The organism is Methylocella silvestris BL2 (assembly GCF_000021745.1).
GTDB classification, from domain to species: domain Bacteria; phylum Pseudomonadota; class Alphaproteobacteria; order Rhizobiales; family Beijerinckiaceae; genus Methylocapsa; species Methylocapsa silvestris.
This window is the reverse complement of the sequence record NC_011666.1, coordinates 2,239,497-2,259,440: the sequence shown is the minus strand read 5'-3', so window position 1 is coordinate 2,259,440 and position 19,944 is coordinate 2,239,497. Positions and strand designations below refer to the sequence as shown.

Genomic DNA, 19,944 nt, shown 5'->3' with positions numbered 1-19,944 from the left:
TATCCCTGAATTCTCAATCGCCGCGGGAAAGGATGGAGCCATATTGCAGTTTCATCCGCCGCCGCCGGGTCCAAAAAAAGCCCGCCAGCATGAAGATCAGCGCCGTGGCGCTGTCGAGGCCAAAGCGCGCCGGCGAAAGCAGCGGTTCGGCAAAGAGCGCATAATGAAGGAAGCGCACCGCCGCGGCGACGCCGAGCGCGTAAAAGACGCCTTGCCAGAGCGGACGCCAGCCGATGGCAAGGGCGCGGCCGGCGCTGAAGGCCGCAGCCCCGCCGAGCGCGACGCTGAGCGCCAAAAAAATCATCAGGCTGCGGCTGTCGGAAAAGGCTCCCTCCATCAGGCTCCGCCCTCGAGATAGGCGGCGCGCACCTCCGGCCGCGCCAAAAGCTCGCGGCCGGCGCCCGAGAGCGTGATGGCGCCATTCACCATGACATGAGCGCGGTCGGCAAGCGAAAGCGCGTGAAAGGCGTTCTGCTCGACGAGAAAGACCGTCAGACCCTCGCGGCGGTTGAGGTCGCGCACCACTTCGAAAATCTGCTTGACGACGAGCGGCGCGAGGCCGAGCGAGGGTTCGTCCAGCAGTAGAAGCCGCGGACGGCTCATCAGCGCCCGGGCGATCGCCAGCATCTGCTGCTCGCCGCCCGACAGGGTGCCGCCGCGCTGGCCCGCCCGCTCCTTGAGGCGCGGGAAAATGGCGAAGATTCGCTCGAGATCCTCGGAAAAATGACCGCCGCCGTCGACGCCGGCCCCCATCTGCAGATTTTCATAGACGCTCATCCGCGGAAAAATCCGGCGCCCTTCCGGCGACTGGGCGAGCCCGAGACGCGCGATTTTATGGGTGTCGAGCCGCGTGATGTCCTCGCCCGCAAAGCGGATCTCGCCGTCCCGCGCGCGCGGATTGCCGAAGATCGTCATCATCAAGGTGGTCTTGCCGGCGCCGTTTGCGCCGATCAGGGTGACGATCTCGCCCTCGCGAATGTCGAGGTCGACGCCCCTTAAGGCGATGATCGCGCCATAATAGGCGGTGACGCCGCGCAGCGACAGCAGAGGTTTTGCGGCCGGCCCGCTGTTCATCATGCCGCTCATGCGCCCATCGCAGCTATGTCCGCCTCGTCGGCGACGCCGAGATAGGCCTTGATCACAGCCTCGTCCTCGCGGATGTCCCGCGCCGTCCCGTCGGCGATCTTGACCCCGTGATCGAGCACGACGACATGGTCCGAAATCGCCATGACCACCGACATGTCGTGCTCGATGATAAGGATCGAGACGTCGTGATCGTCGCGCAGGCTGAGGAGCAGCGTGGTCAGCTCATGCGATTCGCGCGGGTTCAGTCCGGCGGCAGGCTCGTCGAGACAGAGCAGCGTCGGCGCGGTCGCCATGGCGCGGGCGATCTCGAGCCGCCGCTGCGCGCCATAGGGCAAATCGCCCGCCGCCTCGTCGGCGCGCGCAATGAGGCCGACGCGGTCGAGCCAGAAGCGCGCCGTCTCCAGCGCGGCGCGTTCGCGGCCGCGATAGGCGCCGAAGCCAAACCGCCCGGCAATGTCGAACGCCGGTCCGATCAGGCGGTTATGCTGGGCGACGATCAGATTTTCGAGAACGGTCATGCCGCGAAAGAGGCGGATGTTCTGGAAGGTGCGCGCGACGCCCGCGCGTTTGACGATCTCGAAATCGGCCATGCGTTCGAGCAGAAAGATTTCGCCTCCTTTGATCCGCGCCGAGCGGCGCGTCGAGCGCGTCAGCTCCGCCAGCTCCTCGCGCCAGTCGGCGCGAAAGGCGCCGGGCGAATCGGGGTCGGGCCGCGCCAGCGCGATGCGGCCGGCGCAGCTCCTGTAAAAGCCGGTGACGCAGTTGAAGAGCGTCGTTTTGCCGGCGCCGTTCGGACCGATCAAGGCGGTGATCTCGCCGCCCCTCGCGCTAAAATCGAGCGCGTCGACGGCGCAAAGGCCGCCAAAGCGCATGGTCAACTGATCGACAATGAGCAGGGGCGCGTTGTCGCGAGCCATCAGCCGCGGCCCTCTCCCGCCAGCGCGCCGACGACAAGCTTCGGTTTTTTCAGGAAAATCGAAGGCGTGCGCAAGGCGATCAGGCCGCGCGGGCGCCAGTTCATCATGCCGACCATGGCGATGCCGACGATCAGCATGCGATATTGCGTCGGATCGAATGCCGGGCCGAAGATCTGCTTCAGTCCGTCGAGCTCGCGCAAAATTTCCGAGCCGCCGATGATGACGATCGCGGCCAGCGCGACGCCGAGCTGCGAGCCCGCGCCGCCGAGCACGACAAGCGCCAGGATCGTCGCAGATTCCATGAAGGTGAAGCTCGTCGGCGAGACGAAATTCTGCCGCGCCGCGAACAGCGCCCCGGCCATGCCGGCGATCGAGGCGCCGAGCGCGAAGGCCGTGAGCTTCGTCGCCACCGTGTCGACCCCGAGCGAGCGGCAGGCGATCTCGTCTTCGCGCAGGGCCTCAAAGGCGCGCCCGAGCGGCGCCTTGCGCAGGCGCCGCGTCAGATAGTTGACGCAAAGAGCCAGCGCCAGAATGAGATAAAAGAGGAAGATCAGGCGGTGCACGGGGGCGAATTTCAGGCCAAACAGCGCGGCGAAGCCGTTTGGCCCGGCGATAAAAGGCCAGCCGAAAAAGGTGATGCGCGGGATCGAGCTGATGCCTGCGTCGCCATTGGTCAGCGCCGTCCAGTTGGTGAGGACGAGGCGGATGATTTCGCCAAAGGCCATTGTGACGATGGCGAGATAATCGCCGCGCAGGCGCAGCACGGGAAGTCCAAGCGCGACGCCAAAGCCCGCGGCCAGAAGTCCCGCGACGGGAAGGCAAAGCCAGAACGACCAGCCGAAATGGGTGGCGAGCAGCGCATAGGCGTAGGCGCCGACCGCGTAAAAGGCGACATAGCCGAGGTCGAGCAGCCCGGCGAGGCCGACGACGATATTGAGTCCCCAGCCGAGCAGCACATAGAGCAGGATCTGGACGCCGAAATTATCGATCCATTTCTGCGCTCCGGCGGGGCCGAGCAGGGCCACCATGACCAGCGGAAAGGCGATCAGCGCAAGGATTCCCACGGCGCCGGCATAGCGCGCCAGTCTTTGCAAGGCGCCTGCCCGCGCCGGCGAGGGCGGAGCTTGCGGGCGCGGCTCGCGCGGCGGCAGCATCAGCATGGCAAAGCGCAGGACGAAGACTGCGCCGACCGCGAAGGCGACCGCCGGCCAGCGGCTCAGAAGATAGAGTTCGTTGGAGAAATTCTGATCGGTCCGGAAGGCGAGGATGGGAAAGCATAGCCCGAACATGATTGCGCCCGCGATCGCCGCGCCGGTCAGGGCGTCTTTGAGGCGGGAGCGGGAGCGGGCCGGCGTCAGCGAGCTTTGCATGCGCGCCTATACTTTTTCGACGTCGGGGCGGCCGAACAGGCCCGAGGGCATGAAAATCAAGGTGACGACCAGAATCGAGAAGGCGGCGACATCCTTGTAGTCGCTGGAGAAATAGGCGGCCCAGAAGGTTTCGACGAGGCCGATCAGGAGGCCGCCGAGAACGGCGCCGGGCAGGGAGCCGACGCCGCCAAGCACCGCGGCGGTGAAGGCCTTGACGCCCGGAACGAAGCCGTCGCCCGAATTGATCACGCCATAATAGACAATGTAGAGCACCCCCGCGACGGCGGCGAGCGCAGCGCCGATCACGAAGGTCAGCGAGATGGTCCGGTCGACGTCGACGCCGAGCAGGGCGGCCATGCGTCCGTCCTGTTCGCAGGCGCGCTGCGCCCGGCCGAAAGATGTCTTCTGGACGATGAACCAGAATCCGGCGAGCAGCACGGCGGTCACCGAGACGATCATGATCTGTTTGACCGAGAGCGTGACGTCATAGGCGCCGCCCTCGCTCAGCCGGATCACATCGTTGAACATGGGCGGGAGCGCCTTGTTGCGCGGCCCTTGCAGCACATAGACGAGATTTGAGAGAAAAATCGACATGCCAATCGCCGAGATGAGCGGCGCGAGGCGAAAGGATCCGCGCAGACGGCGATAGGCGATCCGCTCGATCACAAAGGCCCATAGCGAGGTGAGCGCCATGCCGGCGAACAGCACGATCACGAAGGCGAAGGCGACGGAGGTGAGGCCCAGCAGCTGGGTCAGCGCCAGAAACAGGATTAGCGCGATGAAGGCCGACAGCATGAAGACGTCGCCATGCGCGAAATTGACCATGCCGATGATGCCGAACACCATGGTGTAGCCGATGGCGATCAGCCCATAGATCGAGCCAAGCGTGACGCCGTTGATGAGTTGCTGCAGGAAGATTTCCATGGGCGGCGTCGGTTGCTCCTTGAGATTGGCGGCAGGCGTGCCGATCTTCTGTTGATCTCTGAAAGGTTCGTGACGCGCGGACTTTGCGTCCTGCCGTCTTCGCTTGCAAGGGCGGCGCCGCCCGGGGGCCTCCCGTGGGAGCCGTCTATTTTGCTTATCACCTTGTTTTTGTTATGGGTGAACCGCGGGGCGGGCTTTCCCGCCGCGGTCCGCCGCAAAAGTCCTTAGGGCAAAAGGAGCGTCTGCAACTCTATGGCCGAAATTTTTGATGGCGCCGCCATCGCCGCCCCGGTTGGCCATGCGCCTGATTCGGCAAGGTTTCGCGAGGCGATGAGCCGCGTCGCGGCCTCGGTCCACATCGTGACGACGGATGGGCCGGCGGGCCTTGGCGGCATTACCGCGACGTCGATGGCCTCGATTTCGGCTGATCCGCCGATGCTTCTGTTTTGCATCAACAAAGTCTCGGCTTCGGCGGGGCGGATGATCGAGAACGGGGTGTTTTGCATCAACACGCTCACCCCCGAGCATCGGGAGCTGGCCGATGTTTTCGCCGGGCGCGGCGATCACACGCTCGAGCAGCGTTTTGCCCGCGGCGATTGGCGTCGGCTTTCGACTGGCGCCCCGGTGCTGAACGCGGCGGTCGCCTCCTTCGATTGCCGGCTGGTCGAGGCCAAAGAGGTCGGGACGCATATCGTCATGATCGGCCTCGTCGAGGCGGTCGCCTATGGCCCGGCGGCCCATTCGCTCGCCTATGTCCACCGCGGCTATCGCACGCTTTAATTCCACGCTGAGACTGAGGAGTCGCAAGCGGTCTGCGCCTCAAATTATTGTTTGAGTTTGCTGGCGCGGACCGTTCGCAGCGATCCGCGGGCGCCTTTGCGGCGCGACCCGCCCGGCTTCTTCGTCCCCTTCTTGACGGAAACGGCTTTTTTGGCCGCGCTTTTTTTCGGCGCAGTTTTTTTCGCGGCGGATTTCTTGGCCGGCGCCTTTTTCGCCGGAGCCTTCTTGGCCGCGGCTTTTTTGGCGGGAGCTTTTTTCGCCGGCGCGCGGCCGGCCAGCACCCGCTGCAGCGATTTGCGCCGTGGCGCCGTCTTGCCCGCGGCCAGCGCCGGCCGGGCGACGGGTTCGGGCGCGGTCAAAAATTCGAGCGTCGCCTCGAGGAAACCCTCTACATCCTCTACCGGAGAAATATGCGAGGTCTCCAGCGTCACGAGCCTCGCGCCCTCGATGACGCTCGCGACATAGGCGCCAAGGGCGGGCGGCGCGGATGGGTCGCGCGCGCCGACGATCACCAAGGTTTCATGGCTGATGGACCGGATAGCTTCGCGCAGATCGACGTCGCGCAGCGCGCCGCAGGCGGACGCATAGCCCTCGACCGGAGTCGCGCGGAAATCATCCATGACGGCTTTGACGGCGGCCGGTTCGGCCTCGCAAAATTCCGGCGTGAACCAGCGCTCCTGCGTCGCCGACGCTATGCCCGCGCCGCCGTCCGCGCGCATCGCGCTGATCCGCGCGTTCCATAAATCGGGCGTCCCGAGTTGCGCCGCCGTATTGGCGAGCACGGCGCGGCCGATGCGGGCTGGGGCCAGCAGCATCGCGGCCTGGCCGACGATCGCGCCCATGGAGAGGCCGATCCAATGGGCTTTTTCGATTTGCAGCGCGTCGAGAAGTCCGATTGCGTCCCGCGCCAGCCCGGCGATCGAGTAGGGCCCAGGGTTGGCGACGCTCGATCCATGGCCGCGCGAATCATAGCGCAGCACGCGGAAGCGCTCGCTCAGGGCGGGCGCGAGGCGATCCCAGACCTGGAGCGCGCCGCCGAGCTGATGGGCCAGGATGAGAACCGGCGCATCCGCGTCGCCGTCAAGACGGATATTGAACGGCTCGCCCGCAACGATGATCTCGCTCATGGCTCTCCTCTCGCCTCGTCGATCGGCCGAGATGGAGCCGCAAAGGGGCTCTGGCCGCTGGCGCGATTGTCGCTAAACTATCAGTCAATTTACAGGCGGCAGATCACGATGATTTTGCATTTTTCCATTCGCGATCCCGAGCGCGATGGCGCTGCTCTCGTTGAGACGAAGGATGCGGGCGCGATCCGCTGCGGTTTCTGTTTGGTAATGGCTACGCTCAAGCGCGGCACAAGGATTGCTGAGTAGGATTTTTGAACGCAACGCTACATTAAGATGACAGGCGTTCAATGAGGGAACGTGAGGAAGCGCCTCGGAGCGTCAAGATGCGTGCAACGGGCTGACCGCCTGCGTTGCAGACTTGGAGGTTCGTCGCAATGATTGAAGCCAGAAAGGTCGAGCTCAAAGTTTCCACGGATTTCCTCAAGCAGATGGCGGGATATGGCCTCGCCACGGCGGAGATCCTGTATCGTCTGCCGGATCATCCGCGCCTGCTGCAGTCCTATATCTGGCAGGACTACGATCTTGCGCCCAACTTCCCGACGCTGAACAAATTCCTGAATTTCTGGACCGAGAAACTGGAGGGACCGCTACACAGCGTCCGGGTCGCCCACGCCAAGCTGATCCGGCCGGCGGAGTTCAGAACCGTCGACGGCGAGTTTCGGCTGAATTGAGGGGCGAGGCATCGCGCTCGTTTCTTCAGCTCAAATCAGCCGCATTTCCTTGAGGCTCGCATGGCCGTGCTTGCCGATGACCAGATGGTCATGCACCGTGATCTTCAGCGGCTTGCCGACCGCGATGATCTGATGCGTCAGATAAATATCTTCCGTCGAAGGCTCGGGATCGCCCGACGGGTGATTGTGGACAAGAATCAGTGCGCAGGCGCTAAGTTCGAGAGCGCGCCGCATGATCTCGCGCGGATAGACCGGCGCGTGATCGACCGTTCCGACGCCCTGCACCTCATCGGCGATAAGAAAATTCTTCTTGTCGAGGAAAAGGATGCGAAATTCTTCGCGATCCAGAAAGGCCATCGCCGTGCGGCAATAATCGATTACGGCGGGCAGGCTCGACATTGACGGCCGCTTTGCGATCGAGGATCGGGCGAGACGACGCGCCGCAGCTTCTATGATCCGCAATTCGACGATCGCCGCATCGCCAAGCCCCTCGATCTCGGCAAGACGCTCGGGCCGCGCCGCGACGACCTCGGCAAAGGAGCCAAAACGGGCGATCAGCGCCTTGGCGAGCGGCTTGACGTCCCGCCGCGGGATCGCCCGGAATAAAATCAGCTCGATCAGCTCATAATCGGCGAGCGCCTCGGCGCCGGCCTTGCGAAACCGCTCCCGCAGCCTGTCCCTGTGGCCGAGATAATGCGGCGGCGGGGCGCCCTCAGCCAGCTGCGCGCCGGCCTTCTTGCCGCTCACGCCGCGGCTGGCGCATAGGGCGGCCGGTTCAGTCCCTTCGGCGACAGGGTGAAGACCTCATAACCGGTCTCGGTGACGCCGATCGAATGTTCGAACTGGGCGGAGAGGGATCGATCGCGGGTGACCGCCGTCCAGCCGTCGGACAGGATTTTCACCTGCGGCCGGCCGAGATTGATCATCGGCTCGATCGTGAAAAACATGCCCGGGCGGAGCATCACGCCCTCGCCGCGCCGGCCGTAGTGGAGGATATTGGGCTCGTCGTGGAACAGCCGGCCGAGCCCATGGCCGCAGAAATCGCGCACCACGGAGCAGCGCTCGGCCTCGGCGTAATCCTGGATCGCCGCGCCGATATCGCCGGTGGTGGCGCCGGGGCGCACGACGGCCATGCCGCGCATTAGCGATTCATAGGTGACTTCGATCAGCCGCTCGGCGCGGCGCGGCGCCTCGCCGATGATATACATGCGGCTCGAATCGCCATGCCAGCCGTCGACGATGAGCGTCACGTCGATATTGACGATGTCGCCGTCTTTCAGCGGCTTGCGGTCCGGCATGCCGTGACAGACAACATGATTGATCGAGGAGCAGATCGATTTGCGGTAGCCGCGATAGTCGAGCGGCGCGGGATAGGCGCCATGCGACATGGCGAAGTCGAACACGAGCTCATCGAGAAACTCGGTGGTGACGCCGGGCTTGACATGCTCGGTCAGCATGTCGAGCGCTTCGGCGGTGAGCCGTCCGGCGCGGCGCATGCCCTCGAAGGCGTCTTCCCCATGCAGCTTTATGTGTCCGGCCTTGCGGCCCGCGACTTCTACGGCGTCCACGAATGTCATAGCAAATTCCCGCCGCCGGGCGTCTTGCCCGTTGGCTCCAAGCTGGATTACTGGATTAATTTAAGCGGTTGCCACGGCGATGCAAGGCGGCCGGCTGCGCCGTCAGCCGCGCGCGGCTGGCCATCGCTCCGATCAGGAGCGAGATGAGGCCAGCCAAACTGGCGAGAAGTGGAAGAGCCGCGGACATCGAGCAATCTCCAGCCAACACAAATTCCGCCAAATCTTGCGGCCGCGCCCGCATAAACGCAAGCGCCGCCGCTTTTTTTGCAATTTCCCCGGTCGGATTGCTCATCGGCGCAGGACTCTTGATCGATTCCAAGAAAACGGGCAAGGTCCGGCCCATCCGCTCCAGCCTCGATCGGGGAACCCGGGGCACAATTGGCCTTAGATCACTAGGTTTTGGACCGTAACGATCCAAAATTATGAAATGTGATCGATTCCAACAGTTGGAGCATAATGCCGGTTTCGAAAAGTCTCCAGCTTTTCGGCGTCATGCTCTGAAACCGTTCCCGGGCGAGGCGCATCGGATCGCCAGCGCCTGTCGCGTTCCCACCCATTCCTTTTACGGCTCTTCCTTTCATGCCTTCTGCTCTTCGTATTGGACTTGCCGGCCTTGGCACCGTAGGCGCGGCCGTCGTTCGCCTTCTTGACCGCCAGGCCGAGGCTCTCACCAGCCGCACCGCGCGCGAGATCGTCGTGACCGGCGTCTCCGCGCGCGACCCGGCTCGCGATCGCGGGGTTGATCTTTCTGCGGCCAAATGGTTCGACGACCCGGTCGTTTTGGCGCGCTCCGGGGACATCGATATTTTCGTCGAGCTGATCGGCGGCGCGGAAAGCGTCGCGCTGGCCTCAGTCGAGGCGGCGCTTTTCGCCGGTAAATCCTGCGTCACCGCGAATAAGGCGCTGCTGGCGACCCATGGCATGCGGCTCGCCGGGATCGCCGAGGAAAAGGGCGTCGCGCTGTCGTTCGAGGCCTCCGTGGCCGGCGGCATTCCGATCATCAAGACGCTGCGCGAGGGGCTTGCCGGAAATTCCATCGAACGCGTCTATGGCATTTTGAACGGCACCTGCAATTACATCCTGAGCCGGATGGAGACCGAGAAGCTGAGCTTCGCCGAATGCCTCGAGGAGGCGCAGCGGCTCGGCTATGCCGAGGCCGACCCGACTTTCGACATCGGCGGCTTCGACACGGCGCATAAGCTCGCCATTCTGACATCGCTCGCCTTCGGAACGGCGATCAATACGCAGGCCATCGCGGTCGAAGGAATCCAGTCGATCACCCTCGCCGACCTCGAGGCGGCGGACGAACTCGGCTATCGGGTCAAACTGCTCGGCGTCGCGCGGCGCACCGAGGACGGCATCGAACAGCGGGTGCATCCGACGATGGTCCCGAAAACGTCTTCGATCGCGCAAGTGATGGGGGTTACAAACGCGGTGACGATCGACGCCGACGCCGTGCATGAATTGACCCTGGTCGGGCCGGGCGCCGGCGGCGAGGCGACCGCGTCCGCCATTGTCGCGGATATCGCCGACATCGCCCGCGGCGTCCGCTCGAAACCTTTCGGCCTGCCGGTCGGCGAGCTGGTCAAGGCCGAGATCGCGCCGATGCAGCTCCACCTCGGCGGCTATTATGTGCGGCTGTCGGTGTTCGATCGGCCTGGCGCGGCGGCGGCGATCGCGACCAGATTCGCCGAACGCGACATCTCGCTCGAAAGCATCGTGCAGCGCCGCCGCCCGGGCGTCCATGCCGAGCCGCAGGGGGCCGTGCCGGTCATTCTGATCACCTATGCGACGCATGAAGCGACCATCCGCGCCGCGCTCGAGGCGGTCGTCGCCGACGGCTTCGTGGCGCTGGCGCCGCAATTCATCCGGATCGAACGTGAATAGGCCGATGTCTGGCGGCGACGGCGCTTCTCGAAGGTTTTCGGCATGAACGGGGTGCGCAGGACGCTCATTGTCTGTTTCAGCGCGGTGGTCGCGATCGGCGCGGCGCTGTTTTTTTTGCCCATCGCTGCGGCGCTTGATCCGGCGCTGCGCCGGACCGGCGCCGCCTTTGCCGATTATCTTCTCTATCTGCTGGCGCGCTCAAGCGATGACGACGGCTCCGCGCGGGCGGGGGCGGAGCTCGCGCGCTTCGTCTGGACGGCGGCGGTGGCCGTTTGCGTCGCGCCGCTGGCGCTGGTCGTCGCCGTGGGAGAGGTCGCGCGCGTGCGCTCCGCGCTCTGGTATGTCGGCGCGACAGGGCTGATCGCCGCTGCCGCTCCCTGGATCGCCCGCGCCGCCTTTCAGACCTCCCGCGCGGTCTCGGCGAGCCCGGAAGAACTGCGCTTTGCCCTCGTCTTCTTTCTGACGGGCGCTTTCGCCGGATGGATCTATTGGCTGCTCGCCGGGCGCGGCGGGAGCGATCCGAAAATTATCCCGAACTGACGCCGTGCGGATTTCAAGGGTTCGGCCGGGTTGCGGCGCAAGGCGCCTCGCTCTATGGTCCTGCCGCCGCGGCGGTTCGCCGAGCGGGGCATTTTGGGGCGTCGCCAAGCGGTAAGGCAGCGGATTTTGATTCCGCCATGCGGAGGTTCGAATCCTCCCGCCCCAGCCAGTGTTTAACACATTGATATTGAAAATGTTTATGGTTTTGGCGCAGTGCGAATCCTGCCGCGAAATATGGGCGTTGCGGGCGCGCTTGGAACCACGCTCTCCAACGGAGACGATTCTGGACGTCGTTGTCGCCTGTTGCCGCCTCATTTTCTCTGCACGGCCGTTCTGAGATTCACTGCTCTGTCGCTAACGAGCGGCGTCCCGCGCGCCGTCGCGGAGGGGCTTCCGGCCAGAGGAAAGGGGCAGGCGATCGTCACGGTGTGGTCGGACCAGCATCGCTCCAGAGCTTGTCGGCTTGGCGCGCCCCGCACTTCGATCGATCGTCGGCGGGCCTCGACCCTAAGCGCAGTTCGCGTGTCAGGAGCTCGCGACCATCGTTCGCCGCCGCGCATGCGTTGTCGGGACGCCTTACATTGAGGGTCGATCAAAGGCGCGACGCCGTACTCGAATTGGCGCGGTCTGCGCGATTCAGACCCTTGCGCGCCAGCGCGATCGTCATGCGGTCTCGCGGAAGTCCAGAAGCTTTTTTTGTTCGGCCCAATCAGCCGGCAGTCGCGGCAGAAGCCGCGTCAGCGATTTGGCGGTGAGGTGGGACGGCTGTCTGCCGTTGACGATCGCCGTCGTGATGTCCGGGGCGAGCCATGGCACGCGCAGGATCGAATAGAGGTGTGGCGCCGTCACGCCCTCTTCCAGCGCGATGTCGCGTACGCCCAGATTGGGGTTCTGGTTGAGGCGAGCCTGGACGCGATGCGCCCGAACTAGAATGCGCAGCAGGCTTGGATCGGGATCGGTTTGCTCTGCGACGCCCTCGATCAGCATGCGCATTTCGCGGCCGACCCTCTTGAGCGCTGCGGGCGATGAGAGCGTGAGGAGATCCTCGCGGGCCGGCGCCGGCGCGCGGCGCTGCGCGTCGGGATCAGTCGTTCCCACAAGCAGCGCCACGACTCGGCATCGGGCGAGCATGATGTTGAGACGATCGAGTCCGACTTCGACGCGGCACTGCAGTCCGGCGAGAATCGCTTTGATTGCCTGCGGCGCGGAACCGCCAAGGTCCTCAGTGATCTGACGGGCGGCTTCGATCAGGCCGCAGTCGTCGCGACGTCATCCTGGCAAGCGTAGGCGTCGCGTATCGATCCGCCGTCAGCGAAGAAGTCGCGCAGCTTGCCGATCACGAGCGTTTCCAGATCGCCGGCAGGAATGTGCCGGCCATGCGAGCCTCTTCTTTCCCCTCTCACAAGCGAGGCGGACACATAATAGCGGTAGCGCGCGCCCTTCTTGACGGCGTGGGTCGGGGTCAGCCGTTCGCCCTTTTCGTCGAAGACCATGCCGGCGAGCAGGCTCGGCGACCTGGCGCCAACGCCGGTCACGCGACCCACACGATTGGCGGCGAGCGTCGCCTGAACAGCGCTCCAAAGCTCAGCATCGACGATCGCCGCATGCTCGCCCGCATAGACTTCGCCATTGTGGCTGATCTCGCCGCGGTAGAGGCGGTTCTGCAGCAGCGCGTACAGCGCCCCGCGCGAAAAACTCTGGCCGCCATATTCCGAACCATCGGCCCGGATGCGCCGCTTGCTGCCGATACCGATATCCGTTAGCTCCGCGCGCAGCGCGTGAACCGATTTTGCGCAAGATAACGCTCGAAAATACGCACGAGAAGCTGCGCCTCGGCTTCGTTGATGACCAGCCTGCGGTCCTTGACGTCATAGCCCAGCGGCGGCATGCCGCCCATCCACATACCTTTTTTCTTGGAGGCGGCGATCTTGTCGCGCACCCGCTCGCCGATCACCTCGCGCTCGAACTGGGCGAAGGACAAAAGCACGTTCAAGGTCAGCCGGCCCATGCTGGTCGTGGTGTTGAACTGCTGGGTGATCGACACGAAGGAGACGCCGCGCCGATCGAACACATCGACGAGCTTTGCAAAGTCGGACAGCGCCCGGGTCAGCCGGTCGACCTTGTAAACGACGATGACGTCGATCTCGCCGGCTTCGATATCGCCGATCAGCCGTTTCAGAGCCGGACGCTCCATCGTGCCGCCGGAATAGCCGCCGTCGTCATAAAGCCTCGGCGCGGCGATCCAGCCCTCGTGCTTTTGCGAGAGAATGAAGGCGGCGCAGGCTTCGCGCTGGGCGTCGAGTGAATTGAAGGCCTGATCGAGGCCTTCCTCCGTCGATTTGCGGGTATAGATCGCGCAGCGCTTACCTTTGCTAACTCGTCCCGGGATCCCCTCACGCATGTGGCCCTCCGTCGCCATTCGCCGGCAGCAAGCCGAAGAAGCGCGGGCCGGACCAATGCGCTGAGGTGATCTTCTTGGCGATCTGGGTCAGCGAGGGATAGGTCTCGCCATCGTATTCGAATCCATCTTCCAGCACGGTGACGCTATGGCTGCGGCCATGCCATTCTCGGATCAGGCGGCAGCCGGGCTTCAGATCCGAGCCTGGCGGCGGAACCGCTCGACCTTTCTCACGCAAGGCCTTGCCAAGCGTTTGAAGCCTGCGCCGGGCCGCTTGACCAAGCCCGCCATGCTCGATTTCCTGGATCCTGTAGCCGAGCGCCAGAACGAACAGGTCGCGGCTGATTTGCGGCGGCTCGCTGCGCCAGAGGCGGCGCCATTCCTGTCGCAACGCCTCGAGGCCGAGCGCGCGAAAGCGCTCGACCTCGGCTTTGAACGCGGCGCGATCGAACGAGGTCCGTGACATGCCCATCACGCCGCTTTCCGGCGCGTCTTTTCCTTGCGTGGCGGGGCGCTGTCCTGCGCCACGACGCGATAGGTTCTGGCATCGCCCGTCTTGTCAGATGCGAACCTCAGTCCGAGCTTCTTGCGCACCACGGCCGCGAGGAAGCCGCGAACCGAGTGCTGCTGCCAGCCTGTCGCCGTCATGATGGCGGCAAGGGTCGCGCCTTGCGGCCGCCTGAGCATTGCGACCACCGCATCCTGCTTCGTTCCCGCGCACGCCGTAGGCTTCAGACTGGGCGAGACCAACGCCGCGGCTTCGTCCTTGACGTCAATGGGAGCGATGGCGGAGACCGCAGGGGCCCGAACGGCTTTCGGCGAAGCGGTGTTGGGCTTGGATTTGCTGTGCGACATTTTCGAGGATCCTCTTTGCGTTGGGACGGCGCGCGCCGTCACCACCGCGACCCCGCAATGGCAGCATCGCCAGCGGGGAAGGATCATCCAGGCCAAGGGGCCTGCGTCGTTGTCGACAGTGATGCTCTCTTGCCGTGGGAGTCCACTCCTTTGTGACGTCGGCACTCCTTCCGCAGTTCGGATAGCGGCAAGGCGATCGCCATGAATTCATGTATTCGGAAAGGCGATCGTGGTGGCAAACCTAGAAGCTTAGGAGGGCCTGCCGATTTCGGTTCAACTTGTCCACAGATGAGAAGGCGTCCAGAGGCCGAGCCGCGGCTTTCGCTCGCTGCGGCCGCGAAGGGATACGAGGACCGCGGCCTCCACCGCGCCGAGCGCAATCCCCGAAGCCTGAGTGATTGTTCCGGCGCGCGCGCGACGGTCCCAGGCGGCGGCCCCCCTTGCGCGCGCCGCCTCTCCAATCCCGCGATAGATCCGCCGGGCGGAAGCAATCGCCCAGGCCGAACGAAACGGGAGGCGCCCGATGCCGATCAACGCGGATCTGTAATAGTCGTCGGCGACATCGAGGAGCCGCGCCGAAATACGGAACACCTTCTCGCGATGACCTCTTTCGCCGATTTCGCAAGGAAGAATGCCCTCTTCGTCGAGCCAGTTTTGCGGCAAATAAAAACGGCCCAGCGCAGCGTCGGCGACGACATCGCGGACGATATTGGTGAGCTGAAAGGCGATTCCAAGGTCCGACGCGCGCTCAAGCGTCGCGCGGTCGCGAACGCCCATGATTGTCGCCATCATCACGCCGACGACGCCAGCGACGTAATAGGAATAGCTCAACGTATCCTCGAGGCAGGCGTAGCTTCGTCCGCGCACATCCATCGCCATGCCCTCGATAAGGTCGAGCGGGTAGCGGTGGGGAATTTGATGAGAGACGACGACGCGCTGCAATCCGGCGAAGACCGGCTCGTCGGCCTGTCCAGCGAGCGCGGCGACGGTTTTTTCACGCAAAGTTGCGAGCGTGCGCTCGCGCGCCTCAAGGCTTCGTTGGCAGGGTGGGCGTGTTATGTCTGGCGCGGCTCCAAGGATTTGGCCGTCGATCTCGTCGTCGCAATGGCGGCACCAGGCGTAGAGCAAGAACGCGCTCGCCTTCTGGCTCTTGGGAAATAGGCGGGCGGCTTTGAAAAAGCTGGTGGACCCTTTTTTCAGCCGCTCGCGCGCGAGGAGGACAATTTCATCCGGCGCGGCGGCGCGCTCCCGGCGCGTGGCCTCCGGGTGAAACGCGGACTGGGCGCATGGCAGGGTCGCGATTTCATGCGTGGCGGTCACAGCCTCAAGCCCGAATGCCATCGAAACTCTCCCCCAGATGGTTTACGTCGGTGTACATTTTAATTGACATACGGTAACGTACATTTTTGCTGACAGCAAATGGCATTCCTTTCGGCGCAGCTGCGGCGATCGAGGCCAATGGAGGCGCAAATGCCGACTGCCTTCCCCTTCACGGCGATCGTCGGGCAGGAAGAATTAAAACTTGCCATTATCTGTGCCGCGGTCGACCCGACCATTGGCGGCGTGCTCGTCTTCGGCGATCGTGGCGCCGGCAAATCGACCGCGGTCCGCGCGCTGGCAGCGCTGCTGCCGCCGATCCGCACTGTCGAGGGATGCCGCTACGGCTGCGATCCATCCAGCGCCGAGCTTTGCCCCGCCTGCCGCGCCCGCAAGGCGGCCGGCGGCCTGAAGACCCGGTTTTCGCCGACGCCGGTGGTCGATCTGCCGCTCGGCGCGACGCAGGACCGGCTCGTCGGGGCGCTCGATCTCGAAAAGGCGCTGACGCTCGGACAAAAATCCTTCGAGCCGGGGCTTATCTGTCGCGCCCATCGCGGCTTTCTCTATATCGACGAAGTTAATCTGCTCGAGGACCACCTCGTCGATCTCCTGATCGACGTCGCCGCCTCCGGCGAAAATCTCGTCGAGCGCGAGGGCCTCAGCCTGCGCCATCCAGCGCGTTTCGTGCTGATCGGCAGCGGAAATCCAGAAGAGGGCGAGTTGCGGCCGCAGCTGCTCGACCGCTTCGGCCTCATGGTCGAGGTGAAAACGCCGTCCGACGTCAAATCGCGCGTCGAGGCGGTGCGCCGGCGCGAGGCCTTCGACCGCGACCGCGAAGGTTTCGCGGCGCTCTGGCGCAAGGAAGAACGGCGCCTGCGCGCGAAAATCATCGGCGCGCGCAAGCGGCTCGCCGCCGTTGAGGCGCCCGACGCCGTGATCGAATGGGCGGCGCGGCTGTGCATGCGGCTCGGCGCCGACGGGTTGCGCGGCGAGCTGACGCTGATCCGCGCCGCACGCGCCATCGCCGCGCTCGAAGGCTCGTTGAGCGTCACGGAAAACCATCTGCGCCAGATCGCGCCCGCCGCCCTGCGGCACCGGCTGCGGCGCAATCCGCTGGACGAATCCGGCTCGACGCGGCGCGTCGAGCGGGCGATGAGCGAACTTCCGGCGGCGGCGTGAGCGAGACTGGCGCCTGCGGCGGCGGCGACACATGGCGCGACCCCTTGCTGGCCGCGGCGCTGTTCGCAATCGATCCGGCTGGACTGCGGGGGATCGTGCTTCGCGCCAGGAGCGGGCCCGCGCGGGAGGCGTTTTTGTCCTGGCTGACCCGCCTGCTCCCAGAAGCAACGCCGCTACGCCGCGTTCCGATCGGCGTTCCGGACAGCCGCCTTCTCGGCGGCCTTGATCTCACCGAAACTCTGCGTCTCGGCCGTCCCGTCGCCGAGCGCGGCCTGCTTGCCGAAAGCGACGGCGGAATCATCCTGCTCGCCATGGCCGAGCGCCTTGAACCCGTCGCGGCTGCGCGCATCGCCGCAACGCTCGACACGGCGGAAGTGAGCATCGAGCGCGACGGCCTGGCGCTGAAGGCGCCCGCGCGGTTCGGCGTCGTGGCGCTGGATGAAGGCGCCTCCCACGATGAGCGCGCGCCTGCCGCGCTGACCGACCGCCTCGGCTTTCTCGTGGACCTTTCGGAGCATGCGCTCCGCGACTTCATTGAGCCGCCCTGGACCGCGGCGGACATCGCGGCGGCGCGGGCGCGCTTGGGCGCCGTCGATATCGATGCGGCGACGATCGCGCATCTCAACGCCGCGGCGATGGCCCTCGGCGTTGAATCGCTGCGCGCGCTGCTGCTTGCCGCGCAATCAGCCAGGGCGGCGGCGGCGCTTGCCGGCCGGACACAGGTTTCGACCGCGGACGCGGCCTGTGCCGCCGCCCTGGTGCTTGCGCCGCGCGCGCAAACCTCGCCATCCTCCGACGATCCGCCGCAGGCGCCGGAACAGGATGACGGCGACAGCGATGCGCCGCCCGATAGCGACGGTGAGACTGTCGATCCATCGGCCGAAGAACTCGTCGTCGAGGCGGCCCGCGCCGCCGTTCCGCCCGGCATGATGGAGCGCCTGCAGCGCGCCTCCAGCGGACCGCGCGGCTCTGGCGGCAAATCCGGCGGCGTCAAACGGTCAGGCCTGCGTGGCCGCCCCGCCGGCGCCGTCGAGGGCGCGCCGAAAGACGGACAGCGACTCAACGTCATCGAGACGCTGCGCGCCGCCGCGCCCTGGCGCAAGCTCCGCGGCGGCGCGCGCGCCGGAGGCGAGGGGCGCCTGCCGATCGAGCGTCAGGATTTTCGCGTCACGCGCGTCAAACAGCGCTCGCAGACCGTAACAATTTTTGTGGTCGACGCGTCGGGGTCCTCGGCGCTGAACCGGCTGGCGGAAGCCAAGGGCGCCGTCGAACTGCTTCTCGCCGAATGTTATGTCCGCCGCGATGAAGTGGCATTGCTGGCGTTTCGCGGCGACCGCGTGGAGTTGTTGCTGGCGCCGACGCGTTCGCTGCTTCGCGCCAAACGAAGTCTCTCGGACATGCCGGGCGGCGGCGCGACTCCGCTTGCTGATGGAATTACTGCTGCGGTGCGCCTTGCGGAGGACGAAAAGCGCAAGGGCCGCTCGCCCTTCATCGTCCTGATGACGGACGGCGCCGCAAATATTTCAGCCGGCGGCATGGCGGCCGGACGAAAACGGGCAAAGGAAGACGCGCTCGACGCCGCACGGCTCGCCCGCGCGGCCGGCCTCGAGGCGGCGTTGATCGATATTTCGCCGCGGCCCCAGCCCGACGCCGAGCGGCTCGCGGCGGAAATGAACGCGCGCTATCTGCCGCTACCGTTCGCCGATGCGTCCGCACTGGCGCAGGCGGCGCGCCGCCCGCCGGCGCGGTTCACGGGCTGACGACGGGAAAGACGGCGGCGATGGCCATGGCGAAGGCCGCCGCTAGCGCCAGCGCGCCGGGCAGCGGATGATTGGTCTGCCGGTAAGTCCAGCCGCTGATCAACCCGAAGATGACAAAGAAAATCAAAATCACCGGCGCGATGATGATGAGAAAAAAGAGCCTTGCCGGGTTGAGCGCGATCGCCAGCGCGAGGGAGATGAGAAAGCAGATTTTGGTCAGCGCATAGGCGAAGCGCGGCGCCGCCAGGCCGCGGGTCAAATATTCGTCGGCGATGAAAAACGGCAGCGTGCCGCAGGCGAGCGCGAGCGCCAGAGGGGCGCCGCCAAGCGGAAAAAACGCAGTGACGAAACGATCGAACGCGAGGCCGATCGCGCCACAGGCGTAAGCTGCGACGAGCGCGGCGGCGAGCGCCAGCCGGGCCTTGGAGACGATCACGCCGCCAGAGGGCGTTTTCGCCGGCGCCGGCGCCAGCGCCAGTGCGCCCGCTGTCAGGAGGCCGTAAAGGCCGAAATGCAATAAAAGATAGTCGCCGAGCAGAAGCGGCAGGAATGCTGTCGGCGCTTTCCAGAGAATGAGCGGCGTCAGCGCGGCCGGCGCGATAGCGGCAAGGGCAAAGGCGCGGCCACGCAATCCGCGCCCGACCGGCGATGTCGCGACCTGCGGCAGGAGGCGCGTCAAAGGGCGGGCGAGCAGGACGAGACCGAGAAACAGCAGGCCGAGCCAGGCGCCGCGCGCCTCGATGAAGCCGGAGCCATGGCGCGCGAAGGCCGCGTTCAGCCACGAGAGCGCCTCGGTCATGCTCTCGGCGCTGTAGAGCACGCCGATATGTTCGACCCCGTGCGCGAAGGCGATCCGCCGCGCTGACCCGTCCGCGAAATCGCCATAGGTCACGCGCTCTTTGGCGGCGCCCGGCGCCGCGTCGCGCGCGACGCGCAGGGCTTCCTCTTTCAGCGCCCCCGGCTCAAGCGCCCCGGTAATGGCGAGAAGATTGCGTGAGCGCGCCGAGGCCTCCGGCGAGAACATCGACAGCGCGACTGTCGCCGCCACAGCCGGATTTTCATTGGCGTAGCGCACGACGATATCGGCCGCCATGGAATGGCCGAGCACGGCGAGGCGGCCGTCGCTGGCGGGCAGCCGGCGCGCAAAATCGGCGACCGCGCCAAGCTCGGCGAGCAGCGCGCGCATGCTCGCCTCCTGATCCGTGAGGCCACCGGGCAGGGCGGCGGGGTTGCGGCCGTGTCCGAGAAAATCGAAAGTGACAGTGACATAGCCGTTCTGCGCCAGGGTTTCGGCGAAGGGCTCCATCAGCTGCTGCGAGCCGGAAAATCCATGCGCGATGACAGCGGCCGGGGCCGGGCCGTCGCCCGCCTTGCGAAAGATCGTCACCGGCGTCCCGGCGACGCTGGTTCGTTCGACGTCAAGGTCGGCGCGGAAACCGAACAGATGCGTCAGGGCGACCACAATGGCCGTGAACGCAAGGGCGGCGATGATCCCGTCCGGCTTCATCATGCGGCGGGTCGGGCGCGGGAATTTGGCGAATGATCGCGGATGATGC

22 protein-coding genes, 1 tRNA gene and 1 pseudogene are annotated in these 19,944 nt (G+C 65.4%); 7 read left to right on the top strand and 17 right to left on the bottom strand.

Annotation, left to right across the window (positions count from 1 at the left end; translation table 11 throughout):
• Positions 1 to 13: 13 nt before the first annotated feature.
• Genes MSIL_RS10655 through MSIL_RS10635 form a run of 5 tightly spaced genes read right to left on the bottom strand, consistent with a single transcriptional unit; the run spans position 14 to position 4,297 of the window.
• Complete coding sequence (locus tag MSIL_RS10655) at positions 14 to 337, bottom strand: DUF6867 family protein (protein WP_012591094.1); 324 nt, start codon at positions 335 to 337, stop codon at positions 14 to 16.
• Positions 337 to 1,086, bottom strand: a complete 750-nt coding sequence (locus MSIL_RS10650) for an ABC transporter ATP-binding protein (protein ID WP_049768148.1) — start codon at positions 1,084 to 1,086, stop codon at positions 337 to 339. The genes MSIL_RS10655 and MSIL_RS10650 overlap by 1 nt, the downstream gene beginning before the upstream one ends.
• Positions 1,083 to 2,003 (bottom strand): ABC transporter ATP-binding protein, encoded by a 921-nt coding sequence (locus MSIL_RS10645; RefSeq protein WP_012591092.1) that lies wholly within the window; start codon positions 2,001 to 2,003, stop codon positions 1,083 to 1,085. The genes MSIL_RS10650 and MSIL_RS10645 overlap by 4 nt, the downstream gene beginning before the upstream one ends.
• Positions 2,003 to 3,373, bottom strand: coding sequence for a high-affinity branched-chain amino acid ABC transporter permease LivM (livM, locus tag MSIL_RS10640; protein ID WP_012591091.1), 1,371 nt, complete (start codon positions 3,371 to 3,373; stop codon positions 2,003 to 2,005). The genes MSIL_RS10645 and livM overlap by 1 nt, the downstream gene beginning before the upstream one ends.
• A gap of 6 nt (positions 3,374 to 3,379) precedes the next feature.
• On the bottom strand, positions 3,380 to 4,297 hold the full coding sequence (locus tag MSIL_RS10635; protein ID WP_012591090.1) for a branched-chain amino acid ABC transporter permease: 918 nt from the start codon (positions 4,295 to 4,297) through the stop codon (positions 3,380 to 3,382).
• A gap of 252 nt (positions 4,298 to 4,549) precedes the next feature.
• Between MSIL_RS10635 and MSIL_RS10630 the strand changes: the two genes are divergently transcribed.
• The gene (locus tag MSIL_RS10630; RefSeq protein ID WP_012591089.1) at positions 4,550 to 5,077 is read left to right on the top strand and encodes a flavin reductase family protein; all 528 of its coding nucleotides are present in this window, start codon (positions 4,550 to 4,552) and stop codon (positions 5,075 to 5,077) included.
• Between the two features lie 44 nt (positions 5,078 to 5,121).
• Here MSIL_RS10630 and MSIL_RS10620 read toward each other — a convergent pair whose 3' ends face one another.
• On the bottom strand, positions 5,122 to 6,204 hold the full coding sequence (locus MSIL_RS10620) for an alpha/beta fold hydrolase (protein WP_012591088.1): 1,083 nt from the start codon (positions 6,202 to 6,204) through the stop codon (positions 5,122 to 5,124).
• A 374-nt stretch (positions 6,205 to 6,578) separates the two neighbouring features.
• Between MSIL_RS10620 and MSIL_RS10615 the strand changes: the two genes are divergently transcribed.
• Entirely contained in the window at positions 6,579 to 6,875 is a 297-nt protein-coding gene (locus MSIL_RS10615; RefSeq protein ID WP_012591087.1) for an usg protein, read from the top strand.
• A 30-nt stretch (positions 6,876 to 6,905) separates the two neighbouring features.
• Here MSIL_RS10615 and radC read toward each other — a convergent pair whose 3' ends face one another.
• Genes radC through MSIL_RS10600 form a run of 3 tightly spaced genes read right to left on the bottom strand, consistent with a single transcriptional unit; the run spans position 6,906 to position 8,744 of the window.
• Positions 6,906 to 7,622 (bottom strand): RadC family protein, encoded by a 717-nt coding sequence (gene radC / locus MSIL_RS10610; protein WP_012591086.1) that lies wholly within the window; start codon positions 7,620 to 7,622, stop codon positions 6,906 to 6,908.
• Positions 7,619 to 8,452, bottom strand: coding sequence for a type I methionyl aminopeptidase (gene map / locus MSIL_RS10605; protein ID WP_012591085.1), 834 nt, complete (start codon positions 8,450 to 8,452; stop codon positions 7,619 to 7,621). Before map ends, radC begins: the two co-directional genes overlap by 4 nt.
• A gap of 55 nt (positions 8,453 to 8,507) precedes the next feature.
• Positions 8,508 to 8,744 (bottom strand): hypothetical protein, encoded by a 237-nt coding sequence (locus MSIL_RS10600; protein ID WP_148213069.1) that lies wholly within the window; start codon positions 8,742 to 8,744, stop codon positions 8,508 to 8,510.
• Between the two features lie 287 nt (positions 8,745 to 9,031).
• On the opposite strand from MSIL_RS10600, the gene MSIL_RS10595 reads away from it, so the two are divergent.
• From MSIL_RS10595 to MSIL_RS10585, 3 genes are all read left to right on the top strand, one after another.
• Positions 9,032 to 10,339, top strand: coding sequence for a homoserine dehydrogenase (locus MSIL_RS10595; protein ID WP_012591083.1), 1,308 nt, complete (start codon positions 9,032 to 9,034; stop codon positions 10,337 to 10,339).
• 42 nt (positions 10,340 to 10,381) lie between these two features.
• Positions 10,382 to 10,879, top strand: a complete 498-nt coding sequence (locus MSIL_RS10590; RefSeq protein WP_012591082.1) for a hypothetical protein — start codon at positions 10,382 to 10,384, stop codon at positions 10,877 to 10,879.
• A 94-nt stretch (positions 10,880 to 10,973) separates the two neighbouring features.
• Positions 10,974 to 11,048: transfer RNA gene (locus MSIL_RS10585), tRNA-Gln, on the top strand.
• A 494-nt stretch (positions 11,049 to 11,542) separates the two neighbouring features.
• Here MSIL_RS10585 and MSIL_RS20750 read toward each other — a convergent pair.
• The 7 genes and pseudogenes from MSIL_RS20750 to MSIL_RS10560 form a co-directional block, all read right to left on the bottom strand.
• On the bottom strand, positions 11,543 to 11,989 hold the full coding sequence (locus MSIL_RS20750; protein ID WP_041367890.1) for a hypothetical protein: 447 nt from the start codon (positions 11,987 to 11,989) through the stop codon (positions 11,543 to 11,545).
• Positions 11,990 to 12,126: 137 nt separating this feature from the next.
• Entirely contained in the window at positions 12,127 to 12,414 is a 288-nt protein-coding gene (locus MSIL_RS21960; RefSeq protein WP_244406110.1) for a hypothetical protein, read from the bottom strand.
• A 78-nt stretch (positions 12,415 to 12,492) separates the two neighbouring features.
• Positions 12,493 to 12,627: pseudogene (locus tag MSIL_RS21955) on the bottom strand (hypothetical protein); the annotation flags it as partial.
• 11 nt (positions 12,628 to 12,638) lie between these two features.
• Positions 12,639 to 13,280: a recombinase family protein gene (locus MSIL_RS21950; RefSeq protein WP_244406109.1), complete on the bottom strand. Its 642-nt coding sequence runs from the start codon at positions 13,278 to 13,280 to the stop codon at positions 12,639 to 12,641.
• Positions 13,273 to 13,743 (bottom strand): DUF2924 domain-containing protein, encoded by a 471-nt coding sequence (locus tag MSIL_RS10570; RefSeq protein WP_083772304.1) that lies wholly within the window; start codon positions 13,741 to 13,743, stop codon positions 13,273 to 13,275. Before MSIL_RS10570 ends, MSIL_RS21950 begins: the two co-directional genes overlap by 8 nt.
• Before the next feature lie 5 nt (positions 13,744 to 13,748).
• Positions 13,749 to 14,132 (bottom strand): DUF3489 domain-containing protein, encoded by a 384-nt coding sequence (locus tag MSIL_RS20745; protein ID WP_012591080.1) that lies wholly within the window; start codon positions 14,130 to 14,132, stop codon positions 13,749 to 13,751.
• A 273-nt stretch (positions 14,133 to 14,405) separates the two neighbouring features.
• Positions 14,406 to 15,473: a phytoene/squalene synthase family protein gene (locus tag MSIL_RS10560; RefSeq protein ID WP_012591079.1), complete on the bottom strand. Its 1,068-nt coding sequence runs from the start codon at positions 15,471 to 15,473 to the stop codon at positions 14,406 to 14,408.
• A 129-nt stretch (positions 15,474 to 15,602) separates the two neighbouring features.
• Between MSIL_RS10560 and bchI the strand changes: the two genes are divergently transcribed.
• Together bchI and MSIL_RS10550 are read left to right on the top strand one after the other, a co-directional pair.
• Entirely contained in the window at positions 15,603 to 16,628 is a 1,026-nt protein-coding gene (gene bchI / locus MSIL_RS10555) for a magnesium chelatase ATPase subunit I (protein WP_012591078.1), read from the top strand.
• Positions 16,625 to 18,388 carry a magnesium chelatase subunit D gene (locus tag MSIL_RS10550; protein WP_012591077.1) on the top strand — a complete coding sequence of 588 codons (1,764 nt, stop codon included), beginning with the start codon at positions 16,625 to 16,627 and terminating at the stop codon, positions 18,386 to 18,388. Before bchI ends, MSIL_RS10550 begins: the two co-directional genes overlap by 4 nt.
• On the opposite strand, the gene MSIL_RS10545 is transcribed toward MSIL_RS10550, so the two are convergent.
• Positions 18,378 to 19,898, bottom strand: coding sequence for an alpha/beta hydrolase (locus MSIL_RS10545; protein ID WP_012591076.1), 1,521 nt, complete (start codon positions 19,896 to 19,898; stop codon positions 18,378 to 18,380). The genes MSIL_RS10550 and MSIL_RS10545 overlap by 11 nt on opposite strands.
• Positions 19,899 to 19,944: the final 46 nt, after the last annotated feature.

Excerpts from the sequence above, each read along its gene's own strand:
- MSIL_RS10655 (WP_012591094.1), bottom strand. The coding sequence starts at position 337 with ATGGAGGGAGCCTTTTCCGACAGCCGCAGCCTGATGATTTTTTTGGCG.
- MSIL_RS10650 (WP_049768148.1), bottom strand. The coding sequence starts at position 1,086 with ATGAGCGGCATGATGAACAGCGGGCCGGCCGCAAAACCTCTGCTGTCG.
- MSIL_RS10645 (WP_012591092.1), bottom strand. The coding sequence starts at position 2,003 with ATGGCTCGCGACAACGCGCCCCTGCTCATTGTCGATCAGTTGACCATG.
- livM (WP_012591091.1), bottom strand. The coding sequence starts at position 3,373 with ATGCAAAGCTCGCTGACGCCGGCCCGCTCCCGCTCCCGCCTCAAAGAC.
- MSIL_RS10635 (WP_012591090.1), bottom strand. The coding sequence starts at position 4,297 with ATGGAAATCTTCCTGCAGCAACTCATCAACGGCGTCACGCTTGGCTCG.
- MSIL_RS10630 (WP_012591089.1), top strand. The coding sequence starts at position 4,550 with ATGGCCGAAATTTTTGATGGCGCCGCCATCGCCGCCCCGGTTGGCCAT.
- MSIL_RS10620 (WP_012591088.1), bottom strand. The coding sequence starts at position 6,204 with ATGAGCGAGATCATCGTTGCGGGCGAGCCGTTCAATATCCGTCTTGAC.
- MSIL_RS10615 (WP_012591087.1), top strand. The coding sequence starts at position 6,579 with ATGATTGAAGCCAGAAAGGTCGAGCTCAAAGTTTCCACGGATTTCCTC.
- map (WP_012591085.1), bottom strand. The coding sequence starts at position 8,452 with ATGACATTCGTGGACGCCGTAGAAGTCGCGGGCCGCAAGGCCGGACAC.
- MSIL_RS10600 (WP_148213069.1), bottom strand. The coding sequence starts at position 8,744 with ATGAGCAATCCGACCGGGGAAATTGCAAAAAAAGCGGCGGCGCTTGCG.
- MSIL_RS10595 (WP_012591083.1), top strand. The coding sequence starts at position 9,032 with ATGCCTTCTGCTCTTCGTATTGGACTTGCCGGCCTTGGCACCGTAGGC.
- MSIL_RS10590 (WP_012591082.1), top strand. The coding sequence starts at position 10,382 with ATGAACGGGGTGCGCAGGACGCTCATTGTCTGTTTCAGCGCGGTGGTC.
- MSIL_RS21950 (WP_244406109.1), bottom strand. The coding sequence starts at position 13,280 with ATGCGTGAGGGGATCCCGGGACGAGTTAGCAAAGGTAAGCGCTGCGCG.
- MSIL_RS10570 (WP_083772304.1), bottom strand. The coding sequence starts at position 13,743 with ATGTCACGGACCTCGTTCGATCGCGCCGCGTTCAAAGCCGAGGTCGAG.
- MSIL_RS20745 (WP_012591080.1), bottom strand. The coding sequence starts at position 14,132 with ATGTCGCACAGCAAATCCAAGCCCAACACCGCTTCGCCGAAAGCCGTT.
- MSIL_RS10560 (WP_012591079.1), bottom strand. The coding sequence starts at position 15,473 with ATGGCATTCGGGCTTGAGGCTGTGACCGCCACGCATGAAATCGCGACC.
- bchI (WP_012591078.1), top strand. The coding sequence starts at position 15,603 with ATGCCGACTGCCTTCCCCTTCACGGCGATCGTCGGGCAGGAAGAATTA.
- MSIL_RS10545 (WP_012591076.1), bottom strand. The coding sequence starts at position 19,898 with ATGATGAAGCCGGACGGGATCATCGCCGCCCTTGCGTTCACGGCCATT.